This is a genomic window from Streptomyces sp. NPDC093600, assembly GCF_044764755.1.
Classification (GTDB): domain Bacteria; phylum Actinomycetota; class Actinomycetes; order Streptomycetales; family Streptomycetaceae; genus Streptomyces.
In genome coordinates this window covers 478,279-505,175 of sequence record NZ_JBIWIU010000003.1, presented here as the reverse complement: position 1 = coordinate 505,175, position 26,897 = coordinate 478,279, and the positions used below count along the sequence as shown (strand labels likewise).

At 72.6% G+C, this 26,897-nt stretch carries 23 protein-coding genes; 6 read left to right on the top strand and 17 right to left on the bottom strand.

Annotated features, from left to right (window positions below; genetic code table 11):
• Window positions 1-12: 12 nt before the first annotated feature.
• Window positions 13-402, bottom strand: coding sequence for a VOC family protein (locus ACIRB4_RS12220; protein WP_403290182.1), 390 nt, complete (start codon window positions 400-402; stop codon window positions 13-15).
• Here ACIRB4_RS12220 and ACIRB4_RS12215 point away from each other — a divergent pair.
• Window positions 401-1,009, top strand: a complete 609-nt coding sequence (locus ACIRB4_RS12215; RefSeq protein WP_403290181.1) for a TetR family transcriptional regulator — start codon at window positions 401-403, stop codon at window positions 1,007-1,009. The two genes, ACIRB4_RS12220 and ACIRB4_RS12215, sit on opposite strands and share 2 nt — an antisense overlap.
• 44 nt (window positions 1,010-1,053) lie before the next feature.
• Here ACIRB4_RS12215 and ACIRB4_RS12210 read toward each other — a convergent pair whose 3' ends face one another.
• From ACIRB4_RS12210 to ACIRB4_RS12195, 4 genes are all read right to left on the bottom strand, one after another.
• Window positions 1,054-2,427, bottom strand: a complete 1,374-nt coding sequence (locus tag ACIRB4_RS12210) for a cryptochrome/photolyase family protein (RefSeq protein WP_403290180.1) — start codon at window positions 2,425-2,427, stop codon at window positions 1,054-1,056.
• On the bottom strand, window positions 2,424-4,076 hold the full coding sequence (locus ACIRB4_RS12205; RefSeq protein ID WP_403290179.1) for an SDR family oxidoreductase: 1,653 nt from the start codon (window positions 4,074-4,076) through the stop codon (window positions 2,424-2,426). The genes ACIRB4_RS12210 and ACIRB4_RS12205 overlap by 4 nt, the downstream gene beginning before the upstream one ends.
• Before the next feature lie 233 nt (window positions 4,077-4,309).
• Window positions 4,310-4,744, bottom strand: a complete 435-nt coding sequence (locus ACIRB4_RS12200; RefSeq protein WP_403290178.1) for a DUF2267 domain-containing protein — start codon at window positions 4,742-4,744, stop codon at window positions 4,310-4,312.
• 140 nt (window positions 4,745-4,884) lie between these two features.
• Entirely contained in the window at window positions 4,885-5,319 is a 435-nt protein-coding gene (locus ACIRB4_RS12195) for an Hsp20/alpha crystallin family protein (RefSeq protein ID WP_403290177.1), read from the bottom strand.
• Between the two features lie 184 nt (window positions 5,320-5,503).
• Here ACIRB4_RS12195 and ACIRB4_RS12190 point away from each other — a divergent pair, with 184 nt between their 5' ends.
• Both ACIRB4_RS12190 and ACIRB4_RS12185 read left to right on the top strand, forming a co-directional pair.
• Entirely contained in the window at window positions 5,504-6,181 is a 678-nt protein-coding gene (locus tag ACIRB4_RS12190) for a type III effector protein (RefSeq protein ID WP_403290176.1), read from the top strand.
• A 748-nt stretch (window positions 6,182-6,929) separates the two neighbouring features.
• Window positions 6,930-7,622: an esterase/lipase family protein gene (locus ACIRB4_RS12185; protein ID WP_403290175.1), complete on the top strand. Its 693-nt coding sequence runs from the start codon at window positions 6,930-6,932 to the stop codon at window positions 7,620-7,622.
• Window positions 7,623-7,668: 46 nt separating this feature from the next.
• Here the strand turns inward: ACIRB4_RS12185 and ACIRB4_RS12180 are convergent, their stop codons facing one another.
• The 10 genes from ACIRB4_RS12180 to ACIRB4_RS12135 form a co-directional block, all read right to left on the bottom strand.
• Entirely contained in the window at window positions 7,669-8,733 is a 1,065-nt protein-coding gene (locus ACIRB4_RS12180; protein ID WP_403290174.1) for a LacI family DNA-binding transcriptional regulator, read from the bottom strand.
• A gap of 148 nt (window positions 8,734-8,881) precedes the next feature.
• A complete protein-coding gene (locus ACIRB4_RS12175) occupies window positions 8,882-11,455 on the bottom strand; it encodes a beta-galactosidase (protein ID WP_403290173.1) in 2,574 nt (857 codons plus the stop codon).
• Window positions 11,455-13,227, bottom strand: coding sequence for a beta-galactosidase (locus ACIRB4_RS12170; protein ID WP_403290172.1), 1,773 nt, complete (start codon window positions 13,225-13,227; stop codon window positions 11,455-11,457). Before ACIRB4_RS12170 ends, ACIRB4_RS12175 begins: the two co-directional genes overlap by 1 nt.
• A gap of 14 nt (window positions 13,228-13,241) precedes the next feature.
• Window positions 13,242-14,447: an MFS transporter gene (locus ACIRB4_RS12165; RefSeq protein WP_403290472.1), complete on the bottom strand. Its 1,206-nt coding sequence runs from the start codon at window positions 14,445-14,447 to the stop codon at window positions 13,242-13,244.
• A gap of 92 nt (window positions 14,448-14,539) precedes the next feature.
• Window positions 14,540-16,021 carry a GMC family oxidoreductase N-terminal domain-containing protein gene (locus ACIRB4_RS12160; protein WP_403290171.1) on the bottom strand — a complete coding sequence of 494 codons (1,482 nt, stop codon included), beginning with the start codon at window positions 16,019-16,021 and terminating at the stop codon, window positions 14,540-14,542.
• Window positions 16,018-16,416, bottom strand: a complete 399-nt coding sequence (locus tag ACIRB4_RS12155; protein WP_403290170.1) for a hypothetical protein — start codon at window positions 16,414-16,416, stop codon at window positions 16,018-16,020. The genes ACIRB4_RS12160 and ACIRB4_RS12155 overlap by 4 nt, the downstream gene beginning before the upstream one ends.
• Complete coding sequence (locus ACIRB4_RS12150; RefSeq protein ID WP_403290169.1) at window positions 16,413-17,831, bottom strand: aspartate aminotransferase family protein; 1,419 nt, start codon at window positions 17,829-17,831, stop codon at window positions 16,413-16,415. Before ACIRB4_RS12150 ends, ACIRB4_RS12155 begins: the two co-directional genes overlap by 4 nt.
• On the bottom strand, window positions 17,824-19,365 hold the full coding sequence (locus ACIRB4_RS12145; RefSeq protein WP_403290168.1) for an NAD(P)/FAD-dependent oxidoreductase: 1,542 nt from the start codon (window positions 19,363-19,365) through the stop codon (window positions 17,824-17,826). Before ACIRB4_RS12145 ends, ACIRB4_RS12150 begins: the two co-directional genes overlap by 8 nt.
• The gene (locus tag ACIRB4_RS12140) at window positions 19,362-20,303 is read right to left on the bottom strand and encodes a glycosyltransferase family 2 protein (protein ID WP_403290166.1); all 942 of its coding nucleotides are present in this window, start codon (window positions 20,301-20,303) and stop codon (window positions 19,362-19,364) included. The genes ACIRB4_RS12145 and ACIRB4_RS12140 overlap by 4 nt, the downstream gene beginning before the upstream one ends.
• A gap of 329 nt (window positions 20,304-20,632) precedes the next feature.
• On the bottom strand, window positions 20,633-22,078 hold the full coding sequence (locus tag ACIRB4_RS12135; RefSeq protein ID WP_403290165.1) for a glyceraldehyde-3-phosphate dehydrogenase: 1,446 nt from the start codon (window positions 22,076-22,078) through the stop codon (window positions 20,633-20,635).
• A gap of 250 nt (window positions 22,079-22,328) precedes the next feature.
• Here ACIRB4_RS12135 and ACIRB4_RS12130 point away from each other — a divergent pair, with 250 nt between their 5' ends.
• Window positions 22,329-23,030, top strand: coding sequence for a class E sortase (locus tag ACIRB4_RS12130; protein ID WP_403290164.1), 702 nt, complete (start codon window positions 22,329-22,331; stop codon window positions 23,028-23,030).
• Between the two features lie 28 nt (window positions 23,031-23,058).
• On the opposite strand, the gene ACIRB4_RS12125 is transcribed toward ACIRB4_RS12130, so the two are convergent.
• A complete protein-coding gene (locus tag ACIRB4_RS12125) occupies window positions 23,059-24,237 on the bottom strand; it encodes an NAD(P)/FAD-dependent oxidoreductase (RefSeq protein WP_403290163.1) in 1,179 nt (392 codons plus the stop codon).
• Window positions 24,234-24,554, bottom strand: a complete 321-nt coding sequence (locus tag ACIRB4_RS12120; protein ID WP_403290162.1) for a bifunctional 3-phenylpropionate/cinnamic acid dioxygenase ferredoxin subunit — start codon at window positions 24,552-24,554, stop codon at window positions 24,234-24,236. The genes ACIRB4_RS12125 and ACIRB4_RS12120 overlap by 4 nt, the downstream gene beginning before the upstream one ends.
• A 231-nt stretch (window positions 24,555-24,785) precedes the next feature.
• On the opposite strand from ACIRB4_RS12120, the gene ACIRB4_RS12115 reads away from it, so the two are divergent.
• Together ACIRB4_RS12115 and ACIRB4_RS12110 are read left to right on the top strand one after the other, a co-directional pair.
• Window positions 24,786-25,529 carry an IclR family transcriptional regulator gene (locus ACIRB4_RS12115; protein ID WP_403290469.1) on the top strand — a complete coding sequence of 248 codons (744 nt, stop codon included), beginning with the start codon at window positions 24,786-24,788 and terminating at the stop codon, window positions 25,527-25,529.
• A gap of 265 nt (window positions 25,530-25,794) precedes the next feature.
• Complete coding sequence (locus ACIRB4_RS12110; protein ID WP_403290161.1) at window positions 25,795-26,880, top strand: S-(hydroxymethyl)mycothiol dehydrogenase; 1,086 nt, start codon at window positions 25,795-25,797, stop codon at window positions 26,878-26,880.
• The last annotated feature ends 17 nt before the right edge of the window (window positions 26,881-26,897 follow it).

Sequence of the window (26,897 nt, the reverse complement as noted above, 5' to 3'; positions counted from 1 at the left end):
CTGCCGACCGGCTCAGGCGTCGGCCCGGGCCGCCCATTCGACGAACTGAACGACGACGCCGTTGGGGTCGGTGACCTGGAAGAGGCGCTCTCCCCACGGCTCTTCGCGCAGCGGCATCGTGATCTCGACACCCTCCGCCCGGAGCCGCTTCTCCTCGTCCTCGAGACCCGTGACGGTGAAGGCGAGGATCAGCCCGGAAGCACGCTGGTCGCGCTGGTCGGCCGGCAGAACCTCCGTACCGCGGCTGAGCAGGACGATGTCGGCCGCGGCGTCCTCGCGGGTGAGCGAGGCGAAGCCGTCGGCGGCCGCGGCCTCCGTGTAACCGAGGTGCTTGGTGAAGAACGCCTGCGACGCGGCGACGTCGTCGACGGTGAGGGAGACGGTGGTGGTGGAGATCTGCATGGGGCTCCTTGCCGAACGCGGCGCAACGGGACGCCATGATCTTGCTACGGACGTGAACTCAGGTCCATTCGAACGGACGACGATCGCGGAGATCGCCGCCGCCGCGCGCGTGGTCAAGAAGACGGTGACGAACTACTTCCCGCGCAAGGAGGGCATGGCGCTGGACCACCAGGAGGAGTTCGCCGCGAGCCTGGCGCGTACCGTCGCCGCCCGTGAGCCGGGCGAGTCCGTGGTCGCGGCCCTTCGCCGGGCCTTCCGGGCCGCCGTCGCGGCGCAGGACCCCGTCGCCGGTTTCGCCGGGCAGGAGTTCTCCCGCATGGTCGCCGAGAGTCCCACCCTCTCGGCCTGCCTGCGTGGCCTGCACGACCGGCGCGAGGCCGCGCCGGCCGGCGCCCTGGCGGAGGCCACCGGCACCGACGCGGGCGACATCGCGCCCCGGACAGCCGCCGCCCTGCTCGGTGGAGTGCACCGCGTCCTGTTCACCCGCATCCAGGAACTCACCCTCGCGGGACACGAGAACGCCGAGATCGCCGCGAACCTCGCCGAGGAGACCACCCTCGCCTTCGACCTCGTCGAGCCGGCCCCCACCGACTACGCCGTGGCCTGACCCTCACCCGAATCCGCGGCCTTCGCCGACGGTCTCCTCGGGTTTCAGTCCAGGCCGCGAGCGTGCCGGAAGCGGGCGAGTCCCTCCGCGAGCGACACGAGCGGCTCGGGGTAGCCTCCGGCCTCCCGCCCGAGGCCGGCGAGCTTCCACGGCTCGTGGATCGACCGGGCCGGTACGCCGGCGAGTTCAGGGACCCAGCGGCGCACGTAGGCGCCCTCGGGGTCGTACTTCTTGCCCTGCAGTACGGGGTTGAGGACCCGGTTGGGCCGCGTGTCCGTGCCGGTCCCCGCGACCCACTGCCAGTTGAGCTGGTTGTCGGCGACATCACCGTCGACGAGAAGGTCGAGGAAGTGCCGCGCGCCCACCCTCCAGTCGATGTAGAGCGTCTTGGTGAGGAAGGAGGCGGCGAGCAGTCGGCCCCTGTTGTGCATCCAGCCCTCATGGGCCAGTTGGCGCATGGCGGCGTCCACCACGGGATAGCCGGTGCGTCCTTCCCGCCACGCCCGCAGGTCCGCCTCGGCGTCCTCGCCCCGGCGCCAGCGGTCGTGCCGGGTCCGGTAGTCCTCCTTCGCCGCCCGCGGACGGGCCGCCAGCACCTGATGGTGGAAGTCTCGCCAGCACAACTGGCGTACGAACGCCTCGGCGCCCGCGCCGCCTCTGGCCCGCGCCCGGTGCACCGCCTCGGCCGCCGACACCGCGCCGAAGTGCAGGTACGGGGAGAGGCGCGAGGTGGCGTCGCCTGCCAGGTCGTCGTGGCGCGCCTCGTACGCGTCGGCGTGCCGGGACAGCCAGGCGGTCAGCCTTCTGCGGCCCTCCCGTTCGCCGCCGGTGGCCAGGCCCGCCGACACGGCCGCGACCGGGGGCCGGGCGGGCACGGGCTCGGACCGTACGGCGGGCGGCACGCGGACCGTGCGGGGTGGCGCGAGCGGAGCACGGAGCCGCTCCGCCTGCCAGCGCCTGAAGTACGGGGTGAAGACGGCGAAGTGGTCCGAGCCGTGCGGGGTCACCGCACCGGCCGGCAGGGCGGTGGTCACCCCGTCGTGGACGCGGAGGCGGCGCCCGTCGGACTCCAGTGCGTGCCGGAGCCGGTCCTCCCGGACATGGGCGAAGGCGCTGCACCCGGCCGCCATGTGCACCTCGCCCGCGCCGGTCAGCCGTGCCACGGCCAGGACCTCGGAGACGGTGTCACCGCACCGCACGACGAGCCGGCCGCCCCGGTCCCGCAGCCCGGCGTCGAGGTCGGTCAGGCAGTCCGCGAGGAAGGCGAGCCGGTTGGGGGCGGCGAATCCGGCCCGGTCCACGGCGGGGTCCCTGACGAACAGCGGAACGACCTCGGGCGCCGACTCCACCGCGGCACGCAGGGGCGGGTGGTCGTGGAGGCGGAGGTCGGAGGTGAACAGGACGACGGAGACGTTCATGCGCCGCCCTTCCTGGGGATGGACTCGGCCTCGGTGGTGGGGTCCGCCGCGGGCCCACCGGTCCCGGCTGTCCTCTCGGCTGTCCTCTCGGCGGTGCGCGCGATGGTGCGCGCCATGCCGCCGAACACGACGGCGTGGAACGGTGCCACGCTCCACCAGTACAGCTGTCCGGCGAGGCCACGGGGGTGGAAGAGGGCGCGCTGCCGGTAGCGGGTCCGGCCCGCGTCGTCCGTCTCGGCGTACATCTCCAGCCAGGCGAGTCCGGGGAGCCGCATCTCCGCGCGCAGCCGGAGCAGTCTGCCCCGTTCGATCTCCTCGACCCGCCAGAAGTCCAGCGCGTCACCGACCCTGAGCCGCTCCGCGTCCCGTCGGCCCCGGCGGAGGCCGACTCCGCCGAGGAGCCGGTCGAACCAGCCGCGCACGGCCCAGGCGAGGGGGAAGGAGTACCAGCCGTTCTCGCCGCCGATCCCCTCGATGACCCGCCAGAGCGCCCGGGGGCTCGCGGCGACGGTCCGCTCGCGCTCGTCGGTGTACAGGCTGCCGCCCGCCCAGTCGGGGTCGGTGGGGAGCGGGTCGCTCGGGGCGCCGGGGAGGGACGCGGAGGACCAGCGGGTGGTGACCTGGGCGTCCCGGACGCGCTGGAGGGCGAGGGAGAGCGCGCGGTCGAAGGGCACGGGCGTCCCGGGCGGGTCCGGGACGTGGGTGGCGATGTCGTGTTCGGCACAGACGACCTCGTACCGGAGCGACTCCGCGAGCGGGCGGGCGAGGGCGGCCGGCACGGGCGTGACGAGCCCGATCCACTGGCTCGACAGGCGCGGGGTGAGCACCGGGACGGGGAGGATGAGCCGCCGGGGCAGCCCGGCGACGGCCGCGTAACGGATCATCATGTCCCGGTACGTGAGGATGTCGGGGCCGCCGATGTCGAAGGCACGGTTGACGTCGTCCGGCATCCGGGCGCTGCCGACGAGGTAGCGCAGCACGTCCCGTACGGCGATGGGCTGGACGCGGGTGGCGACCCAGCTCGGGGTCACCATGACGGGGAGCCGCTCGGTGAGGTAGCGGAGCATCTCGAAGGAGGCCGAGCCGGAGCCGATGACGACGGCGGCGCGGAGCACGGTGGTGGGGACGCCGGAGTCGAGCAGGATCCGGCCGACCTCGGCCCGCGAGCGCAGATGGGGGGAGAGCCGCTCCTCGGGGATGTCCCGCGGGGTGAGGCCGCCGAGGTAGACGATGCGGCGCACGCCGGCGGCGCGGGCGGCCTCGGCGAAGGTGTGTGCCGCGCGGCGGTCGGTCTCCTCGAAGTCCCGTCCCGCGCCCATGGAGTGCACCAGGTAGTACGCCACGTCGATGTCGCGCAGGGCGGGGCGCAGGCTGCCGGCGTCGGTGACATCGCCGCGCACCACCTCGGCCCGGTCGGCCCAGGGGTGGTCGCGGAGGTTCGCGGGTGTACGGGCGAGGCAGCGGACGCGATGGCCGGCGTCGAGCAGTTCGGGGACGAGCCGGCCGCCGATGTACCCGCCGGCTCCGGTGACCAGGCAGCGCGGGGAGTCGGGCCGGGGGTACGGCGGCTGTGGGTGCGCGTCCCCGGGCTGGGCCTGCGGAGGTCCGGGCTGTGCGTGCGCGTCCCCGGGCTGTGGGTGCGTCGCCATGGGGCTCCGTTCGGCCGTGGGGGCACGGTCGCGACGGATGCCGCCCGTGCGTCGTGCGGGGCACTACCGTGATTCTTCTCCGGTCGTGGCCGCCGCGGACGCGGAAGGCGGCTTCGCTGGGCCGAACGGGTGGTCCTCTCGGGCGGCCCCGGGCAGGCGGCGTCCCCGACACCACCTGCCCGGAGCGCCCGGGGCCTGTCGGCTCGCTCCCGTCGGCGTCACATGGCGCTCGGTCAGGCGGCCCGCGTGAGTTCGGCGCGGCCGAAGAGCAGGCTGTAGCCCGGCGGGAGCTGGGCGAGTACGCGGTCGAGGAGGTCGCGGCCGGCGAGCTGGGCGACGACGTTGAGGACGGCTCCCGTGTCCCAGCGGGCGGTGGCGGGAGTGCCGCCGATGCGGCCGGCGAGATCCTTGACGAAGCCCCAGCCGGTGAGCTGCTCGGTCGCGGGGATCTGGCAGGTGAACGCGCGGGCGGCTTCGAGCGGAAGGCACGCGGCGAGGTCGACGCGTTCGTCGCCGGTGATCTGGCGGCCGAGGGCGGCCAGCACCGCCCGCACCGTGTCCTCGGCTCGTTCGCGGGTGGGGTAGGCGCCTTCGTAGCGGACTCGTTCCAGCATCTGGTCGTACGTCATGGCAGGCGTGGCCAGGGCCTGTTCCGACAGGACGGGCATGGAGGAGGGCTGCCTTTCTCTGGTCGTGGTGTTCGCTTCGGTGCGGCCCGGCGGGCGGAGGACGGGAGGGGAGGAGAGGATCCCGTCCTCCGCGCGGCGGAGGATCCCGTCCTCCGCGCGGCGCCGGCGGGCGTGCCGGTTCAGCCGCTGATCTCCTTGCGGCCGGATCCGCCGCCGATCGTGATCTTGCGCGTCTTGGCGCGCTCGGCGATCGGGATCCGCAGGGTCAGCACACCCGATTCGTAGTCGGCCGTGATGTGCTCCGTGTCCAGGGTGTCGGCCAGCATCAGCTGGCGCGAGAAGACGCCCAGCGGCCGTTCGGAGAGCTCCATCTGCACGTCGTCGGCCTTCGTGGCCGGCCTGCGTTCGGCCTTGACGGTCAGCATGTTCCGTTCGACGTCGATGTCGATCGCGTCGCTCGTCACTCCCGGCAGGTCGAAGGCGATCACGTACTCGTCGCCCTCGCGGTACGCGTCCATGGGCATCGGGGACGGCTTGGACCAGGTGCCGGTGGTGCCCAGGAGCTGCTGGGTGAGCCGGTCGAGTTCGCGGAACGGGTCGGTGCGCATCAACATCGCGAAACACCTCCAGTCGGTTCGGGCAAGAACTGCCAATGCGCTTCACCTGGCACCGTTGTAACATGTCATCTAAACGATGACAACCACGATGTCGTCGTAAGGGTGACACCGACTGCGAGCCGGCTGACGAGCCGACCGACGAACGACTGAAGAACGACTGACGAAAGGGGAGCCGGAGCCCATGACCGCAGCCGACCAGCCCCGACGGGCCGGCCCCGCCGCCACGTCCTTCCTCGCCGCCTCGGCGGCGCTGTCCGCGATCGACGAGGCGGTCCGCACGGCCCAGGCCCCTCGGACCGAGGAGGATCCGGAAGCCCGCCCGGTCAGCTCCGAGCAGGCGCTGGCCGCGCTCCTGCTGCTGCGGGAGCTTCGGGAACAGCTCGCCGGATGGGAACCGGCGCTGATCGAGGCGGCCCGCGAGGCGGGCGCCAGCTGGGCCGAGCTCGCCCATCCGCTCGGCGTCGCCAGCCGCCAGGCGGCCGAGCGCCGCTATCTGCGGGTACGCCCCGGCGCCGAGGGCACCACCGGCGAGCAGCGCGTACAGGCCACCCGCGACCGCCGCGCCGCCGATCGCTCCGTCACCGCCTGGGCCCGCGGCAACGCGGCGGACCTGCGCCAGCTCGCCGGGCAGATCACCACCCTCGGGAACCTTCCGGCCGCGTCGCACGCACCCGTCGCGCGGCTCACCGAAGCCCTCGGCGACGACGACGCCGCGGCCCTCGTCCGCCCCCTCATCGAGACCCATGAGCACCTGGAGGCCGAGCACCCCGATCTCGCCGCCCGGGTGGACACCATCACCCGCCAGACCGACCGCCTGCGCCGGAACACCAGCCGTCAGGACCCTTCCACGGACAGCTGACCGGCCGGGCCACACGGCGAGGCCCACCGGCGCGCCACCCCGCCGGCTCGCGCTCCGGCTCGCGAGCGGGCGGGGCGTGGCGCGCGCGTCACCGGGGCGGCTGCCGCCTCCGCGTCTCCCGGTAGCGGGCGGGAGAGGTCCCGTACCGGCCGGTGAAGGCCTGCCGCAGCGACTCGGCCGTGCCGAATCCGCGAGGAGCCGCCACGCTCGTCAGGGTCAGGCGCGCGGCCGCTTCGGTACGGGCCCGGGTGAGACGGCCTCGGCCGGCGCCGGCGTACCCCGGTCGTGGTCCGGAGGGGCGGCGGCCTCTTCATCCTGGCCGCCGGATGGCTGGTGCGCGGTGTCTGGGACTTCGCACCACCGGACGGGGAGGGTCGTCCCCCGGGCGTGGTCGGAGTGGTGCTGCGTCGTCGACGTCTGCGGCGCGCTCGCGATGGTCGTCTTCCCTTGACGAGCCACTCCGCGTGATCAGGGTCGTCGGCGTCGAACCAGGGGACGCGGGTCGTGCTCGTACCTCGACGAGGCAGAACACCGGAAGGACGCCGGCCGCCCTCGGGGAAGACCGGGAAGCATTTCGCGCACGCGTCTTGCCATCTACCGCATACCCGGCAGTAACCTTTCGGCACCCTCGTACGGCACTGGTGTGTTCGGTCTTTCCGCGACCCGGGACGACAGCTCTCTTCACCGCTTCCCCCGCGCGCCCCACACGCGCTGTCCCCGCTCGCCTTGGAATCTCCGTGAGGTCAGTGTGAGAAAGCACGTCATCGTGGCCGCTGCGGCCGCCGCTCTTCTGCTCGCCCTGCCGGCCGCCATGACTCCGGCCGCCGCCGCGACCGACACGTCGACGTTCGGCCCCTCCAGCAACCCGATCCTGTTCGTACACGGCTACAACGGCAGCGCGTCGAACTGGGACACCATGGTGAGCCGGTTCAAGAACGACGGCTGGCCCGCCTCGCACCTCGATCGGTGGAGCTACGACTCCCGGCAGTCCAACGCCACCACCGCCGAGCAGCTCGCCCTGGAGGTGGACCGGCTGCTCGCCGCCACGGGAGCCTCGAAGGTCGATGTCGTCACCCACTCCATGGGCGGCCTCTCCTCGCGCCACTACGCCAAGAACCTCGGCGGCGACTCGAAGACCGAGGCATGGGTATCGCTCGGCGGGCCCAACCACGGAACGGACACCGCCAACAGTTGCTTCGACACCTCGTGCCACGAGATGCGCATCGGATCGGACTTCCTGACCGCGCTCAACTCCGGCGACGAGACACCGGGACTCCCCCGCTATGCGACGTGGTGGTCGCCGTGCGACACGGTCATCAACCCCGACAGCAGCGTCGCCCTCTCCGGGGCCCTCAACACGCGGACGGCCTGCCTGAGCCACAACGGGCTGCTCACCGACGCCAAGGTCTACGCCCAGACCCGCGACATGATCAACAGCTGAGGACCGCCGAGCGCGCGGGCCGGTTCCCGGATCGCCGTGGCCCTGGTCAGCGTCGGGGGGCCGGTCCGGTGCTGCGGCGGACGATGAGTTGGACCGGGACGACCGGTTCCACGCCCGGTTCGGTGAGGCCGTCGATGTGCGCCAGGAGAAGGCGCAGGGAGCGGGTGCCGATCTCGGTGAAGTCCGTGCGTACGGTGGTGAGCGGCGGGAGCAGATGGGCGGCCTCGGGGATGTCGTCGTAGCCGACGACGCTGACGTCGTCGGGAACGCGGCGGCCTGCCTCGTGGAAGGCGCGCAGGGCGCCGAGGGCCATCTGGTCGTTGGAGGCGAAGACCGCGGTGACGTCCGGGCGTTCCGCGAGTCTGCGGCCGAGGTCGTAACCCGAGTCGGCGCTCCAGTCGCCGACGTGGAGTTCGGGGACTTCCGCGCCCGCCGTCTCCAGGGTGGTGCGCCAGCTCGCCGCCCGCCGGTCGGCGGAGGTCCAGCCGCGAGGGCCCGCGATGTGCCAGACGGTGGTGTGGCCGAGGCGGAGGAGGTGCTCGGTGGCCGCACGGGCTCCGGCATGGGAGTCGGCGGTGATCAGGGGGGTGCCGTCGCCGAGGTCGTTCTCCAGGACGACGAGGGGGCCGTCGATGCGGGCCTCCAGCAGGGCCTGGCGCACCCCGTCCTGCGGGGCGATGGCGATCACGCCGTCAGCGCCCTCCGCCGACAGCCGGTCCACGGCCCGCACCACCGTGGCGGGGTCGGCTGTGTCGAGGGCGATGGCGCTCACGAGGTAACCGCGCTCCTGGGCCGCCTTGTTGATCGCGGTCAGGATCGAGGCCGGGCCGTAGCGCGCCGCGTCGAAGGAGATGACGCCGAGCATGCGGGTCCGGCCGCTGGCCAGGGAGCGGGCGCTGCGGCTGGGGCGGTAGCCGAGTGCGGACATGGCGTCCAGGACGGCCGTACGGGTCTCGGGGCGGACGGCCGGGTTGTCGTTGAGGACGCGGGAGACGGTCTGCTTGGAGACACCGGCGAGCCGTGCCACGTCCTCCATCACCGGGCGCGTTCCGGCGAAGTTGCGGCGGCTGCGCCCCTTGGGAGCCGGGCCGTCCGTGGCGTGAGGGGGCATGGCGGAGGTGTCCTTCGGCGTCGTCTCGGCGGTCTGTCCCGCGTGTCGGGCCCACAGGATAGGCGGAGCGGGACGAGCCGTACGGGCGCCGCCCCTCCCTGCCGGGCGGGTGCCCGGGGCGAAGGGCGGCCCGTGCCCATGGGCCGGGTCAGCCGGCCCGGGTCGTCCAAGTGCGGACGGTGGCCCACTCGACGTGCCGTACCGCGGCTTCCCGCCCCGCGTCCGCCACCTGGGCGGGCAGGTGGACGGGGGCGCCGTCGGGCAGCGGCAGCAGTTTCAGGAGCAGGCCCTCCCTGCGCAGGAGGTCGGCGGGCAGCCGGTCGAGGCCGATCTCCCAGACGCCGCCCGCGTGGAACTGGTCGGCGACCAGGGTGTCACCGACGTACGCGCGCCCCACGTCGCCGGTCCAGTGGACGCGCAGGAGCGCGGTGGCCGCGTCGTCCAGGAGGTGACCGGGTACGTCGACGCGGTACTCGGCCGCGGTGGTGTCGTAGTGCTTGTCGGCGGGGGCGCTCGCGCGGCCCAGTGTGCCGCTCACGGTCTCGGGGGCCGCGCCCGCCGGCCGGAGCAGGGTGAAGGGCAGGGCCCTGTCCGGGCGGGCGGGCAGGCCGTCGCGGACGCCATGGCCCGCGTCGGCCGGAAGGCGGTGGGCCCGGTCGCCGGGGAGGCCATGGCCCCGGCCGTCGGTCCGGTCGTCGGCCCAGCCGTCGGTCCGGTCGTCGGGAAGGTCGTCGGTCCGGTCGTCGGTCCGGTCGTCGGTCCGGTCGTCGGTCCGGTCGTCGGTCCGGTCGTCCGGCAGCAGGGTGTAGCGGGTGAGGACGCCGTCCTCCTCCGTGCGCACGCTCGCCCCGGCCGCCAGCGGCGGCCGTTCGGGGGCGGGCAGGACGGCGAAGGACGGCGAGGTGCCGGTGGCGTGCAGACGGACCTCGTCACCGTCGAAGACGACACCGTCGCGGGAGAGGACGAGCCGCTCGGCTCCCCAGGCGAAGCCTCGGTACGCGGTGCGCGCCGTCACCGCGCCGAGGACCAGCAGGCCGACCCGTCCGCCGTTCGCCGTGGCCACCTCCACGAGGGCGTCCGTGCCGGGCCGCACTCCGGTGATCAGGATCCGGTCGTCGGCGCGGGTCACGGTTCCGGTGGGTGTGGTGACGGACTCCACCGTGCGGGGATCGAGGGCGAGTTCGGGCGTGATGCCGTCGGTGGCGGCGAGCACCAGGACGGTGCGGCCGTGGTCGTCGACGCGGCAGACCGGCTGGGCGGTGGCCCAGTCGAGACGGAGTCCGGCGACGTCCAGACGGAGCGGCCAGCAGAAGTACGCGCCGGAGGGGACGGTCACGGGTGTGCTGGGCAGCGACAGGGCGGGGCCGTCGGCGAAGTCGACCGTGAAGGAGGTGTCCGGATGGCTCGGCAGCGGCTCGTGGGGCTGGTGGTTGTTGACGAAGAGGAAGCCGGAGCCGCCGTCGCCGCGGACGGCCCAGCGGAGGGTGTCCCGGTCGTGCTGCCCGGTCGGCTGCCGCTCGGGCAGCACGGACTCCATGGGCGCGATCAGATGGCCGAGGTCGGCCAGCATGAGGTGCTGGAGCCGGAGTTCGTGGTACGAGGGCCGGTACTGGCCGTACTCGCCGAGCGGCGCCTGGAAGTCGTAGGTGAGCAGGGGGAGGTCGTTGGGGTAGTGGGTGGCGTGCGACTCCTGGAGGGTGGTCAGCTCGCCGCGGGGGTTCGTACCGCCGTGGAACATGTAGTAGCCCTGCCAGACCGAGCCGCAGCCGATCTTGGTGAGGCCGAGCGCGCCGACGTCCTCGGGTTCCACGCGCGGCCGCCGGTGGTAGGCCACCGCCATGCCGCCGCCGAGCTCGCAGGTGGCCCAGGGGAAGCGGGCGTCGTCTGTGGCCGGCGCACCTCCGCGTACGGTGGCGGGGCGCAGGTCGGCGCCGATGCCCTCGTCGTCGCGCTGGTGGGTGAAGAAGAAGTGCTTGCGGCAGGTGTCGGGCCAGCCGCCGTCCCATTCGGTCCAGAACGTCTCCGGGTAGCCGCCGTAGAGCGGCAGCAGCTCGTCGGGCGGCAGCCGCACCCCTCCCCAGGCCGTCGAGGTCCACAACGGGGCGTCGAGACCGGCCTCCTGCGCCATCGTCTTGAGCGTAAGGAGGTGGCCGGGCTGGTCGTACAGCTCGTTCTCGATCTGGAGGGCGACGATCGGGCCGCCGTGCGCGCGGTCGAGGCCGCGCAGTTGTCCGGCGATCGCCGCGAACCAGGGGCGTACGGCTTCGAGGTAGGCGGGGTCGTCGGTGCGGGGGGTGCAGTCGCGGGCGAGGAGCCAGTCGGGCAGTCCGCCGTTGCGCACCTCGGCGTGGGACCAAGGGCCGATCCGGGGGATGAGGTCGAGACCGTGGCGGGCGCAGAGTTCGGCGAAGCGGCGCAGGTCGCGGTCGCCGTCGAAGCGGACGCGGCCTTCGATCTCCTCGTGGTGGATCCAGATGACGTAACTGGCGACGGCCGTGACACCGCCGGCCTTCATCTTCAGGAGCTCCTCCTCCCAGTGCCGGGCGGGGCAGCGGGTGTAGTGGAACTCGCCGGAGACAGGGAACCAGGGGCGGCCGCCGCGGGTGAGGAAGCGGCTGGTCACCGCGATCGGATCGGTGGCCGAGGGGGCGTCGGCGAAGGGGAGGTGGCCGGTCAGCGGGGCCGCGGCGGGCGCGGGGAGGTGCAGCCGGTGGTGCGTCATCAAGGCTTCTCCGGTCCGAGGTCGGGTGCGTCGGTGAGCTGGGCGAGGGGGCGGGCGGTGGCGTGCAGTTCCAGCAGGACCAGGTCGTTGGCGCCGGGGCGCAGTACGGGCGCGGGGACGTACAGGGTGCGTTGCGGACCGCGGTTCCAGTAGCGGCCGAGGTGGAAGCCGTTGATCCACGCCTGGCCCTTGGTCCAGCCGGGCAGCTTCAGGAACGTGTCGGCCGGGGTGCCGACCTCGAAGGTCCCGCGGTGGAAGACGGGCCCGAGCTCCGCGGCGGTGCCGGACTCGGTGAAGGGCAGCCGGTCGAGGACGCCGGGATCGTCCAGGGGCAGGGGGTGGCAGTCCCAGCCCCGCAGCCGGGTGCCGTCGAAGGTGGCCGGTCCGAGCAGGCCCTTGGGCGTGCCGATGCGGGGACCGTAGTTGACGCCGCCCATGTTCTCCACGAGCACGTCCAGGGTGGCTCCGGCGTGCGGGACCCGGACGGTCAGCGCCTCGTCGTGCCGTTCGCGTTCGAGTACGCCGACGGGGGCGCCGTCCACGAAGACCTGGGCGCGGTCGCCGACGCCGTCCGGGAAGTGCAGCAGACCGTCGCCGGCGACGGGCACGGTGGTGCGGTAGAGGACGTAGCCGTTGCGCTGCCCCAGTTCCGCCATGGTGGCCGGGTCGTCGGTGCGGACGGGCTCGGCCAGGGCGGCCGCCTGGGAGAGCAGCGGGGCCCGGCGGTCCAGGTGGACGGTGAGGGGCGGGAGTGTGACGGCGGGCGCGGGGGCCGCCTCGTCGGGGACGGGCGCGTGGCGGGCGATCACCTCCCGGAAGGCGTGGTACTTGGGTCCGGGATCGCCCCCCTCGGTGAGCGGGGCGTCGTAGTCGTACGACGTGACGGTCGGGGCGTACGTGTGGTCGTGGTTGGCTCCGTTCGTGAAGCCGAAGTTGGTGCCGCCGTGGAACATGTAGATGTTGACGGAGGCGCCGGCCGCGAGGAGCCGGTCGAGGTCGGCGGCGGCGTCGGCCGCGTCCCGTACGTGGTGCGGTTCGCCCCAGTGGTCGAACCAGCCGATCCAGAACTCCGTGCACATCAGCGGGCCTTCGCTCCGGTGCTCGCGCAGCCGCGCCAACTGGTCGGTGATCCTGCTGCCGAAGGTGCCGGTCGCGAGGACACCGGGCAGGCTGCCGCGCTTCAGGTGTCCGGGGTCGGGCTGGTCGCAGGTGAAGAGCAGTTCCTCGACACCTCGGGTGCGCAGGGAGCGGGCGAGGTGGTCGAGGTACTCGGAGTCGTCGCCGTAGGCGCCGTACTCGTTCTCCACCTGGACGGCGATCACGGGCCCGCCGAAGGCGGCCATGTAGGGCAGCAGGGGCGGCACCAGCTGGTCGAGATAGCGGTCGACGGCCCCGGTGAACCTCGGGTCGGCGCTGCGCAGCCGCACGTCCGGGTCGGCGGTGAGCCAGGTGGGCAGACCGCCGCCGTCCCACTCGGCGCAGATGTACGGGCCGGGGCGCAGCAGGACCCGTAGCCCTTCGGCGTGGGCGAGTTCCAGGTAGCGCGGCAGGTCGAGGATCCCGTCGAGGACGAGTTCGCCGTCGGGTTCGGGCTGGTGCAGGTTCCAGGGGACGTACGTCTCGACGGTGTTGAGGCCCATGAGGCGGGCCTTGCGGAGCCGGTCGGCCCACTGCCCGGGATGGACGCGGAAGTAGTGCATCGCACCGGAGATGATCCGGAACGGCTCGCCATGGAGCAGGAATCCGTCGGACGTCGTCGTCAGAGCGGGCATGGGGAGGCTCCCTTCTAGGCCCCGGTTCCGGGGGTTGTTCGAGTGGCGGTTCCGGTGGTGCTTCCGGTGGCGGTTCGGGGGGTGGTCCGGGTGGCGCGGATCAGCCAGAGTGTGGCGGCCAAACAGAGCGCCGAGATGCCGCACAGCAGGAGCGGCACCGCGCGGACACCGGACCACTCGATGGCCTTGCCCAGCACCGGCCCCGCCGCGACACCGCCGATCATCGACGCGGCGATCACCACCGCTCCGGCCCTGCGGGCCCGGGGCGCGGCCCGCTGGAGCCAGGGAAGGCCGGTGGGGAAGATCGGCGCGATGAAGAGGCCGACACCGGCGTACGCGTACGGTGCCAACGCCGGCACGGCGGCGAGGAGCAGGCAGACCGTCATGCCCGCGCAGGAGACCGTGATGATGGCCTGGGCCGAGAAGCGCAGTGCGATCGGTGCGACGAGGAACCGTCCGACGGTCATCATCAGCCAGTAGACGGAGGTGGCGGTGGCGGCGATTCCCGCACCGTAGCCGACGGTCTCCAGATGGGTGGGCTCCCAGCCGCCGACTCCCGCCTCGATGCCCACGTGCAGCACGTACAGGGTGACGAAGACCGCGAGCACCGAGCCCAGGCTCCGGCCGAGCACCTGGCCGCCGGCGGGCTCTCCGGCCGCCGCGCCGGCCGGGTCGGGCACCCGGTCGCGTACGCCCTTCAGGCACAGCAGCAGCGGCAGGTTGGCGAGCGCGAAGCCGAGGAAGATCGCGGGATAGTGCGCGGCGCCGAGGGCGCCGATGAGCGCCGGGCCGAGGATCGCTCCCACGCCGAAGTGCGCGTTGAGGATGTTCAGCATCGCCGTGGAGCGGTGGCCGAAACCGATCGCGAACAGCTGGTTGAGGCCGTAGTCGATGCCGCCGAAGCCGAGTCCCGCCAGGAGGGCCATGGCCAGGGCCACGGGCCAGTTCGGCGCCAGCGCGAAGCCCGCCGCGCCGACGGCCATCAGCACGTACGAGCTCGCCAGGATCTGCCGGTTGCCGAGGCGCCCGAAGAGCCGGTCGAAGAGCAGCACTCCGGCGACTCCGCCGATGAAGTGGGCGCTCAGGCCGAGGCCGGCGGCCGACGGGGAGAGCCCGAACTCCTTGCGGAGCGCCGGGATCGCGGGACCGTACAGGGCCTGGAGGGCGCCGATGAGGACGAAGCCCACGCAGGACGCGACCACGGCGGCGGGGCTGAACAGCGGGGCGGGCGGGGCTCCGCGGGTCTCCTCCGGACGTCGCCCGCTCGATCGGCCACTCGATCGGCCGCTCGATCGGTCGGTCGTTCGCTCGCTCACACGGTCTCCAGATGGCGGCCCACGAGCTCGTGGGCGAAGGACATGATCGTTCCCTGCGGGCTGATCCCGGGAGCTCCGGGCAGCACGGAGGCGTCGCACAGATGCAGGTTGGTGAAGCCGTGCGGCCTGCCGAGTTCGTCGCACACCCCGCCCCGCTCCGGCAGCGCCATGGGGCAACTGGCCATGGCGTGCACCGACACCAGCTCCCAGTCGGCGGGCCGGACGCGGGCGCAGTACTCCTCCACGTCCGCCTCGGTGCGCAGCGGGCCGGCGGCGGACGTCGGGGGCACCAGCTCCACGGCGCCGGCGGCGAACAGCAGCCGTGCGGTTCTGCGGAACGCCAGGGTCAGAGCGTGGTGATCGGCCCTGGTCATGCCGTGGCGCAGCACCGGTGTGCCGCCGAGGGTTCCGACGATCCCGGCCGTTCCCTGCATGCGTACCTGTGTGGTGAACATGCCCAGGTGCGGCAGGGAGGCCAGGAGTTCGTCGACCTGCCTCGGGTCGCGTCCGGCGAGCGCGGCCCCGAGGCCGCCGGGCGTCAGGTTGGACGGCATGACGAGCATGCCGAGCGCCGAGTGCTCCTGGACCTGGGCGGTGAACATGGTGCCGCGTACGGCGTCGACGATCCGGGGGAAGCGGGCCACGGTCCTCAGGTTGAGATGGAGCGCGAGCCGGCGCCCGGCCGTGCGACGGTGGATGCCGCTGCGGCGCAGCAGTACGGGTGTGCCGACGGGCCCGGCGGCGACGAAGAGGGTACGCGGGCGGTAGCGCAGCGGGCGGCCGGCGGAGTCGGTCGCCTCCACGCCCCGCACCACGCCCTGCCGGTGGGTGATCCGCTCCACGCGCACGCCGTCCAGGACGCGCGCGCCGAGCGCCTCCGCCTGCGGGAGATAGGTGACGGCCATGGACTGCTTGGCGCCGCTCGGGCAGCCGGTGGCGCAGCGGTTGAGGTGCCGGCAGCCGCGCACCACGCGCTGCGGGTGCTGCCAGCGCCAGCCCAGGGACTCGGCCGCGCGTGCCAGCAGCCGGGAGTCCTCGTTGCCGTCGCCGTGCTCCTGCGTGATCATGCCGAGGCGTCGCTGGACGTCGGCGAAGCGGGCGGCGACGACCGGGGAGCGGTAGCTCCCGTACCCGGACCAGAGGGCCCAGCGATCGAGGACGGCCGGGGAGGGCTCCCAGAGCAGGCCGCCGTTGACGACGGTGGTGCCTCCGACGGCGTGGGCCTCGCCGTAGGCGATGGTGGGGGTGCCGAGGACGGCGGTCGCGCCGGCGTTGCGGTAGAGGCGCCGCATCGACTCCGCGGGGTCGGTGGCGGCGAGGTCCTCGGTGGTGACGCGGGGACCTTCCTCCAGAACGGTCACGGACCGTCCGGCGCGGGCCAGTTCGAGCGCGGCGACGCTGCCGCCCGCGCCGGAGCCGACGACCAGGGCGTCGCACACGATCTCGGTGGGACGGGTCGTCCCGCCCGGCCACCTCATCGCAGGGCCTCCTTCCGGTGGTTCGGCGGTCGGACGGCGGCGCCGTCGAGGGCGCCGTACAGGGCGAGAGCCGTGGTGAGGCGGAGCAGTTCGGCGAAGCCGGGCAGCGCGCGCAGCCGGGCCAGGCCGCGGTGGATCTCCTCGGGAGTGGCGGCGGCCGGGCTCCGGCGCGTGACCGCGCGGAAGGCGACCGGGAAGAGACGCAGGGCCGCGGCGGTCCCCCACCGGTACGCGGCGGGCATCCGGTTCAGGCTCTCGGCGGTGTGGTGGACCGCCCGGCCCAGGGCCGGTGCCGGGCTCAGCGCCGCGTAGGCACCGGCCCAGCAGTGCGGCAGCCCCGAGTCGTACAGGTCGCGGTCGGTGATCCGAGCGGTGGCCGTACGGCGCGCCCTCACCCGGTCACCTTCTCCCGCACCAGGCCGGCCAGCAGCCGGGCGGCCCCCTGGCCGAGCACCTCGTCGAGCGCCTTCACGAACAGGTCCACCTCGTCGGTCCTGGCCACCAGGGGCGGGGAGACGATCAGGGCGATGGCGCGGTTGGAGCCGAAGAAGGTGAGGATTCCGTGGTCGCGGTAGAGGGCGGCGACCACGGCCCCGGTCAGCAGTTTCGAGACGGCCTGCGGGTCCTTGGCGACCGAGGTGGGCAGCATCTCGCGCAGTGTGGCGGGGATGTGGGGGCCCGGGGTGAGGAACACGCCGTGCAGGGCGCCCTCTCCCTCCACCCGCCTGACCAGGCGGGGGTGGCGCGCGGCGACCTCCGCGAGACCGGTGCGCAGGCGCTCGCCCAGCTCGCGGGCGCGGCCGGGGAAGTCCTCGTCGACGGCGATCGCCACCGCTTCGAGGGCGGTCGCGGTCTCCTCGCCGAAGCCGTAGTACGTGGTGCTGTGCAGGGTCGCGTCGGAGAGGTTGTCGTACGCGGCGCGGAAGACCGGCTCCCGTGCGATGTAGCCGGAGATCGACGCCTTGCCGCCGCCGAAGGACTTGGAGGTCGTCACGATGTCGGGTACGAGCCCCGGGTGGTGCATGAAGTGGAAGAGCGCTCCGGTCTTGCCCCAGCCCGTGTACACCTCGTCGAAGATCAGCACGATGTCGCGTTCGGCGCAGATCCGGCGGAGCGACCTTAGGAAGTCGGCCGAGCAGGCGCGCAGGCTGGAGGCGCTGAAGGGCTCGACGACGACGGCGTACACGTCGCTCTCGCCGGACGACCAGGTGTGCCGGTCCAGGGCGAGGAGGAAGGAGTCCAGGTCGTCGTAGGCGAAGGTGTCGGTGCCGGGAATCTGCGGGTAGGGGAAGTGGATCTCGGGCGAGGCGGTGAGGCTTCCGGCGCCGAGGAGTTTGCCGTGGAACGCGATGTCCGTGTGCAGGACCGTGCCGCGGCGGCCCCTGTGGTACTTGTAGGCGAGCTTCACGGCTCCTTCGACCGCTTCCGCCCCCGAGTTGGGGAAGTAGCTGATGTTCAGGTCGCCGGGCAGCAGGGCCGCGAGGTTGTGGCTGAGCGCCGCCACGTAGGGCGAGAGGTAGTTCTTGTGCACCTCCATGCGGCGCGATTCCTGGAAGCGGCGTCGGGCGGCGAGGATGCGGGGGTGGTTGTGCCCGTGGCTGAGGACTCCGACGCCTCCGGTGAAGTCGAGGACGCGGCGGCCGTCGCGGAGGTGGATCCACGCTCCCTCGGCGTGGTCGACCAGGTCGCGTCCGAAGCCGAAGGAGCCGATGAGGGAGACCTGGCTGCGGCTGACGAACCGCCGGTACAGGTCGTGGACCTGCTCGGTGGTCATCGCCTCGGCCTCGTCCAGGGTGATGAGGTCAGGCATCGTGGCTCCCGGTGGCGGATGCGGTGAGGCGGTCCTCGGTGGGATGGTCGTCGGTGGCGCGGGGCGCGGTCGTGCCGTCGGTGGCCGCGCCGGCCGTGGTGAGACGGTCGGCGATGAGGCGTCCGGCCCTGCGGCCGTCCCGCACGGCGTAGTTGGTGCCCCGGTCCTCGGGGAAGACCTGCGCCATGCCGGCGAGATACAGACCCTTCACGCGGGACTCCACCGACGGCATCACGCGGGTGTAGTGCGGAGTGATCACGGGCTGCGCGTGCGCGGCGCGCCAGACGTGGTAGCGCTCCACCCAGTCGCGGTCGAAGCCGGGGAACATGCGCCGGATGTGCGGCAGGCTGTACTCGAAGACCTCCTCGTCGGACATCCGGTAGAGGTCCGCGTCCGTCGGCAGGTACTTCGAGAGGTAGACGACATGGGTGCCGTCGTACCGTTCCGGCCGGTCGAGGTTGGTGTGCTCGATGACCCCGACGTAGGGGAAGTCCGGGTCGTTGACGTTGAGCCAGTACGTGTCCGAGAGCCGGCGGTTGTTCTCCAGGACCAGGCAGACGTTGCCCAGGTAGTCGACGGCCGACCAGCGGCGGCGCAGCTCCGGCACGGCCGGGTGGTCGGCCCCGTCGTGGTCGAGGAGCCGGGCGGCCAGTCGCGGCGCGGCGGTGATCAGGACCTGGCGGGCCGGGTGGAAGGTGCCGCCCGCCGTCACGCCGCTCACCCCGGCGCCGTCGGTGTGCACCGCCTCCACGGGCACGCCGGTGCGGATGTCGACGCCGAGCGACTCCAGCCGCCCGCGCAGCGCGGCGAGCAGCGCCTCGCAGCCGCCCTTGATGTAGTACAGCGTCTCCTTGCCGGAGCGGGTACGGCTGCCGCCCCGCAGATGCAGCTTGGTCCACATCCAGGTGGCGCCCACCTGGTCCGCGTACGCGCCGAACTTGCCCTCGAGGAGCGGCCGCCAGACCACGTCGTACACGCGCCGTCCGCCGAGGGAGACCAGCCATTCGCGCGCGGTCCGCGACTCCAGTTCCCGCCAGTGCTTGACCCGGCGGGCCCGCAGGGCGAGCAGTCCGAGTCGGAAGCGGTCGCGCAGCGGGAGCGGCGCGAAGCGCAGCACGTCCAGGGGCGCGGACAGGCGGTAGACGGAGTTGGCGTAATAGACGCCGGTGCGGGTCTCGTGCGCTTCGAGGAGATGGGAGATGCCCAGGCTCTCGCAGAGCCGGATCATCTCCTCGTCGGAGGAGAACCAGTGGTGGTAGAAGCGTTCGAGGCGTTTGCCGTCCCCGATGTCGAAGCTCGCGGCCAGCCCGCCGATCTGCTCCTCACGCTCGACGATCCGCACGCTGCGGCCCTGCGCGGCCAGTTCGAGCGCCGCGGCGAGGCCGGTGAATCCCGCGCCGACGATGACGACGTCCACGGGCGCGGCGGCAGGGCCGCCTGCGGGGGTGGCCTCCGTACCCGGGGCGGCTTCCGTACCCGTGGTGGCTTCCGTACCCGTGGTGGCTTCCGTACGCGGGGTGGCTTCGGTACTCACAGGGCGACACGCTCCTTCTCGGCGAGGGTGTGCGATGCGGGCGTGAGGGCGCCCGGGGCGCCGGCGCGGTCCGCGATGACGTAGTCGGGGCGGCCCTGCACCTGGCGGAAGACCGCGTGGAGGTACTCGCCGACGATCCCGAGGGCCAGCGCGTGGGCCCCGAAGGCGCCCGGCGCGGCCAGCAGTCGCGGGTCGCGCCGGACGGTGGCGGCGGCGAGACCTCCGGCGAGGACGGCCGTTCCGAGGTAGGTCGACAGGCGCAGCGGCGCCACCGAACCGGCCAGCAGACCTCGCCGGGAGAGGGCGAGCATCTTGCGCAGGGTGTACTTGGACTCACCGGCGTGGCGTGGGTCCCTGTCGTACGTCACGCTGGTCTCGGGCAGGCCGAACCAGCTGACCGCGCCGCGCAGATAGAGGTTCTTGTCCGGCGTGGAGGCGAGGAGGTCGACCAACTCCCGGTCCAGGAGCCGGAAGTCGCCGGTGTCGAGGGCGAGGGCATGGTCGGAGAGGGTGTTCAGTAAGCGGTAGAAGGCATAGGCGCTGGCTTTCTTGAACCACGTCTCGCCGTCGCGGGCGCGGCGCCGCGCCGACACGACGGACCAGCCCTCGCGCCACAGGGCGGCCATGTCAGGGATCAGCTCCGGGGGGTCCTGGAGGTCCGCGTCGATGACGACGACCGCGTCACCGGCGGACTCGCGCAGCCCGGCCAGGCAGGCGGCCTGATGGCCGAAGTTGCGGCTCAGCCGCACGGCCCGCACCGAACCACTCGTACGTGCGAGGGAGTTGATGGCCTCCCAGGTGCCGTCGGAACTGCCGTCGTCGACATAGATCTGCTCGCACTCGAAACCGGCGAGCGCGGCGAGGACCCGCGACAGCCGGGCGTGGGTGTGCGCGAGGACCTCCACCTCGTTGTAGCAGGGGACGACGACGCTGAGCACCGGTCGCCTGGTGTCGAAAGAACGTATTTCCCGTGGCACAGCACACCTTTCGCGTATGGAACACGGAGGGAGATGGGACGGGTGGTACGCGGTTCTCGGAGCGCGGGACCGGTCGGACGACGGGGAACGACCGGGGCCGGCGGGTGCCGGCGGCGCTACGACGAACGGAGATGTTACCGGTAACATCGTCGGCGTCAAGGGCGCCCGGGCAAGCGGAGTCAGGGACGGAGGCGGGGACGACAAAGGGGGCGGCCGGATCCTGGAGAGGATCCGGCCGCCCCCACCGCCACCCCGTCGGACGGGGCGGCGGATCAGGCCGTGCGGCGGAGTCAGACCGCCGGAGCCGGGTACGTCGGGTACTCGACGCCCGAGACGTGCTGGACGACGCGGATGACCTGGCAGGAGTAGCCGAACTCGTTGTCGTACCAGAGGTAGAGGATCGCGCTGTCGCCGTCGACCTTGGTGGCGCCGGCGTCGACGATGGAGGCGTGGCGCGAGCCGATGAAGTCGTTGGAGACCGCGTCGGGGGCCGTGGTGAAGTCGATCTGGCGCTTGAGCGGCGAGGTCAGCGACACGTTGCGGAGGTAGTCGAGGACCTCTTCGCGGGTGGTCTCGCGGCCCAGGCGCAGGCTCAGGATCGCGATCGAGACGTCCGGGACCGGAACGCGGATCGAGCTGCCGGTGATCGGCGCCTTGAGGTCGGGCAGCGCCTTGGCGACGGCGGAGGCGGCACCGGTCTCGGTGATGACCATGTTGAGCGGCGCCGAGCGGCCGCGACGGTCGGCCTTGTGGTAATTGTCCAGCAGGTTCTGGTCGTTGGTGAACGAGTGGACCGTCTCCACGTGGCCGCGGAGCACGCCGTACTCGTCCGCCATCGCCTTCAGCGGCGGGACGATCGCGTTGGTGGTGCAGGACGCGCAGGACAGGATCTGCTCGTCCGGCTTGATCGTGTCGTGGTTGACGCCGTGGACGATGTTGGGAACGTCGCCCTTGCCCGGGGCCGTCAGGACGACCTTGTCGACGCCGGGGCGCAGGTGCTTCGACAGACCCTCACGGTCACGCCACTTGCCGGTGTTGTCGATGAGGATGGCGTTCTTGATGCCGTACGCCGTGTAGTCGACCTCGGACGGGTCGCCGGCGTAGATCACCTTGATCTCGTTGCCGTTGGCGATGATCGTGCTGGTGGCCTCGTCGACGGTGATCGTGCCCTGGAACTGGCCGTGGATGGAGTCACGGCGCAGCAGCGAGGCGCGCTTGACGATGTCCTGCTCGCCGCCGCGGCGGACGACGATCGCGCGCAGACGCAGGCCGTTGCCGGAGCCGGCCTTCTCGATGAGCAGGCGGGCGACGAGGCGGCCGATGCGGCCGAAGCCGTAGAGGACGACATCGCGGGCCTCACGGCGCTCGATCTTGTTGGCGCCGGTGGCACCGGCCACGGCCTCGGCCGTGAACTCCTCCACGGACAGGTCGCGGTCGTCGCTCTTGTACGTCGCGGCGAGCATGCCGATGTCGATCTGGGAAGGGCCGAGGTCGAGCGTGGTGAGGGCCTGGAGGAAGGGCAGCGTCTCGGTGACCGAGAGCTCCTCACCAGCGATCTGCCGGGCGAATCGGTGGGTCTTGAGAATGCTGACCACCGACTTGTTCACCAAGGAGCGGCTGTGCAGAAGGACGGTGACGTCCCGCTCCCGGTGCAGCTTCCCGATGATCGGGATCATCGACTCCGCGATCTCCTCGCGGTTCTTCCAATTGGTGAACGAGTCGTCATTGACAGTCACAGGCTTATCTTTCGAGCTAGGCGGCGCTCATATGCTAACCCGCCCCTCTTCTGATCATTCAGGGGGTGCCGGATGAGCGGGACCGGCGGCCCGTGGGGGGTGCGGCTTGCGGTGCTCCGTACCGATCCGTCCCGCCCGGTCGGAACGCTCACCGCGACCGGCCAAGGTGCTTTCGCAGGAATACGGGACCGGTTCCGGCCGTTATGCGGCTGAACGGCCACGCAGATCCCCGGCCCCCTCGGGAAGCACCATGATCCGACCCACCGTCCCCCTCGCCCTTGCCGCCGCGGCTCTCGCCGCGCTCGTCGGCTGCACCTCGCTCGGTGATCAACCGACCGCCTCCTCCCCCGGGCCGGCGGGAACGTCCGCCTCCGCCGTCGCCGCCACGGCCGCCACCACCGTCGCCGTCGCGCCGACCCCGGAGCCGGACAGGAAGGATCAGCCCTCCCGGCTCTCCATACCGTCCATCGGCGTGAAGGACCTGCGTGTAGTGCCGTACGAGGGGACGACCGACGACACGCCGGGCACCCGGATCCAGGACCGGGGTGTCGCGGCGAGCCCCCAGGGCGACCGGGGCGGTGTCGGGCCGGGCGAGATCGGCAACTTCCTGGTGACCGCCCACCGGCTCTCCGCCGGAGCACCGCTGCGCGATCTGCCGGCCGTCGACATCGGCGACTCCGTCTTCGTCCGGGCGGCGGACGGCACGGTGCACGAGTACGAGATCGTCCAGACCCGTAAGACGTCCTTCCGGTCCGAGCGCTCCCTCGCCGAGCAGCGCGCCGCGGTCCCGGGCGCGCCGGGCGAGAAGCCGACCAAGGCCATGATCACGATCTCCACCTGCGCCACGCCGGAGGACAACGCGGCCGGGAACTACTGGCGCGACGAGAACAACAACCCCGAGCACCGCATCGACAAGATCGGCGTACTGACGGCGTCCCGGCCGGCGGCCTAGGCGAGCGTCGGACATCTCTGAGGGCCGGTCAGACGGCGGGGGCGTGCCGGGCGGCCTCGCGGGCGAGGTCACGGCGTACACGCAGGAAGGGCCGGGGCCGGTCGACGGCGAGGACAGCCGTCGTACGGCCGTCGCGCTCGTACAGGCAGAGGAAGCTTCCCTCGTCCGTCGAGCCCTCGACGACCCGAACGGTGTCCCCCTCCCGCCGCCGCCCGGCGAACTGGATGCGGGCGCCGTACTGGTCCGACCAGAAGTAGGGCAGCGGGCGGGTGCTGTCGACGGTGCGGCCGGCCAGCAGGTTGCGTACGGCGACGGCGGGCTGTTCGGTCGCGCTGGTCCAGTGTTCGGCGCGCCGCCCGCCGACCCGCGCCACGTCCCCCACCGCCACGACCCGCGGCAGCGCGGTGGCGCAGCCGTCGTCGCAGAGGACACCGTCGTTCACCAGGAGCGTGGAGCCGGCGAGCCAGTCCGTGTTGGGTACGGCTCCGATGCCGACGACGACCACGTCGGCGGGGAGCACCCGGCCGTCGGTCAGTTCCACCGCGGTGACTGCGGAGGCACCGCCGTGCGCGTGCAGCCGGGCGACTCCCGCGCCGGTGAGGAGCTCGGTCCCGCCGCGCCGGTGCAGCGCGGCGCAGACGGCGGCCATCTCGGGGCCCAGTTGGGGGACCAGCGGGAGGGGGGCGGCTTCCACCACGGTGACGTCGTGGCCGAGCCCGGCGCAGGTGGAGGCGGTCTCGGCGCCGATGAAACCGCCGCCGATCACGACGACCCGCCGGCCGCCGCCGCTCAGCGCGGCGCGCAGGGCCCGGGCGTCGTCGAGCGTACGGAGGGTGTGGACCCCGGCGAGTCCGGAGGCGCCCGGCAGCGGGCGGGCGCGGGCGCCGGTGGCGATGACGACCCCGTCGGTGACGACGGTCCGCCCGTTCTCAAGGAGGAGGGTGCGGCCATGTGCGTCGAGCCCGCTGGCGCGGGTGCCGAGCAGCCACTCCGCGGCGAGTTCGGTCTCCTCCTCGGCATCGCAGAGGGCGAGTCGGTCCTCGTCCGTGCGTCCGGCCAGGAAGTCCTTGGAGAGCGGCGGTCGGTCGTAGGGGCGGTGGCGCTCCTCCCCCACGATCACCAGCCGCCCGTCGAAGCCCTGGGCGCGCAGCTCGCGGGCGGCGTACAGGCCCGCGAGCGAGGCACCGACGACGGTCACTGTTCTCATGCTGCGGAGTCCTCCTGCGCGGCCGGGCGGACATGGATGACGCCGTCGACCACGACGACCTGGTGCGTGCGGACGGGACGGCGAGCGGGCAGGCAGGTCGGCCGGCCGGTGCGGAGATCGAATGAGGCGGCGTGCAGCGGGCATTCGACCAGGCAGCCTTCGAGCCAGCCCTCGGAGAGGGAGGCGTCCTGGTGGGTGCACGTGTCGTCGATGGCGTACAGCTCGCCCTCGGTGTGGAACACCGCGATCGGCGGTGTGGTGTCGATACGGACGGATTCGCCCGCGGGGAGGTCTTCAAGGCGGCAGACGGGAATCACGGGCCCCCCTCGATCCAGGACTCTTCGGTAACATGGCGTTGCGTATGGCGCATGAGGGAGCGCTATGCGCAACAGAATCCGGTCGGGGTGCCCGCCGCGTCAAGGGCTTCCCGAAGATGCGCGCCCGACGACCGCGCGATGGTTGAGAGTTGAGCTATGACCCGCGAGCACACAGTGGCTGATCAGACCGACGAGACGGCGGAGCGCGCGACCCGGGGAGGCGCGGGCGCGATCCAGTCCGTGGACCGCGCCGTGAGCGTGCTGGAGATCCTGGCGAGACACGGGGAGGCCGGCGTCACGGACATCGCCGACGAGCTGGAGGTGCACAAGTCCACAGCGTTCCGCCTGTTGGGCGCCCTGGAGGCCCGGGGCCTGGTGGCGCAGGCGCAGGACCGGGGCAAGTACTTCCTGGGGGCGGGCATCCTGCGCCTGGCGGGGGCGGCGGCCGTGCGCCTGGACATCTCGCAGGAGGGTGCCCCGGTCTGCCGGGAACTCGCCGACGAGCTGGGCGAGACGGTCAACATCGCGGTCCTCGACGACGACGCGGCGGTCAACATCATGCAGGCGCGCGGCCCGGCCTCGGTCACCGCGCAGAACTGGCTCGGCAGGCGCACGCCGCTGCACGCCACGTCCAGCGGCAAGGTGCTCCTGGCCCATCTGCCGGTCACCCTGCGGGAGGGGCTGCTCGCCCGGGCGCTGCCGCGCTTCACCGAGCACACGGTGACCAGCGCGGGCATCCTGCGCGCCGAGTTGGACTCGGCGTACGCGCAGGGGTTCGCCATCGCCGCCGAGGAGCTGGAGCTGGGCCTGAACGCGGTGGCCGCGCCGGTGCGGGCGCACGACGGCAAGGTCATCGGCGCGCTCAGCGTGTCGGGGCCCGCCTACCGGCTGGAGCGGGACCGGCTCCCGGAGCTCGCCGCCCGTACCGTCGTGGCGGCCGACGAGCTGTCCCGGCGCATGGGGCACGGCTTCTGACCCGAACGCCCAGAGCCGCGGCCCGACGAGAGCCGCGACCCGACGAGAACCGCGATCCACCAGAGCCGTCGATCGCGCGGACCTCCCTCCGACGCGGGGCCGGGAAAACCCGGCCCCGCGTCGTCGTGTGCCAGGCGTGTCTCCCCTCGTGGCCGGGTTTTGCGAGCCGTTAACACCGGCCTCTTGACGGGCCGTTGCCACCGTTCCCACTATGTTCCCCATCGCGCAACCCAACGTGCAATGCGCAACAGCAGAGGAGATCCTCGTGCCCCATGAGATCCGTGCCGTCGTTGCCGTCAAGAAGGGTGCGCCCGTCGAGGTTCGGACGATCGTCGTGCCCGACCCCGGCCCCGGGGAGGTACTCGTCCGCGTGCAGGCCTGCGGCGTCTGCCACACGGATCTGCACTACCGGGAGGGCGCGATCAACGACGGCTTCCCGTTCCTGCTCGGCCACGAGGCGGCCGGCACCGTCGAGTCCGTCGGCGAGGGAGTCACCGACCTGGCACCCGGCGACTATGTCGTCCTGGCCTGGCGCGCCCCCTGCGGCAGCTGCCGCTCCTGTCGCCGCGGCCGCCCCTGGTACTGCTTCGACTCCCGCAACGCCACCCAGCCGATGACCCTGCCGGACGGCACGCCCCTCTCCCCCGCGCTCGGCATCGGCGCCTTCGCCGAGAAGACGCTGGTCGCCGCCGGCCAGGCCGTGAAGGTCGATCCGGCCGCCCGCCCCGAGGCCGCCGGACTCATCGGCTGCGGAGTGATGGCCGGTTACGGCGCGGCGGTGAACACCGGAGGTGTCGGGCGCGGCGACACCGTCGCCGTCATCGGCTGCGGCGGCGTCGGGAACGCCGCGATCGCCGGAGCCTGTCTGAACGGCGCCCGCAAGGTCATCGCCGTCGACATCGACGACCGGAAGCTGAACCAGGCCGAGAGGTTCGGCGCCACGCACACGGTCAACTCCCGTGGCACGGACCCCGTCGAGGCCGTGCGCGCGCTCACCGACGGATTCGGGGTGGACATCGCCATCGACGCGGTCGGCCGGCCGGAGACGTACCGGCAGGCGTTCTACATGCGCGACCACGCCGGCGTCCTCGTCCAAGTCGGCGTCCCCGACCCGGAGATGAGGATCGACCTGCCGCTGATCGACCTGTTCTCGCGCGGCGGCGCGCTGAAGTCCTCCTGGTACGGCGACTGCCTGCCCAGCCGCGACTTCCCGTTCCTCATCGACCAGTACCTCTACGGCCTCCTCGACCTCACCGCCTTCGTCTCCGAGACGATCTCCCTGGACGAGGTCGAGGCGGCCTTCGAGAAGATGCACCGGGGCGAGGTGCTGCGCTCGGTGGTGGTCCTGTGACGGCAGGCGGGGTCGGC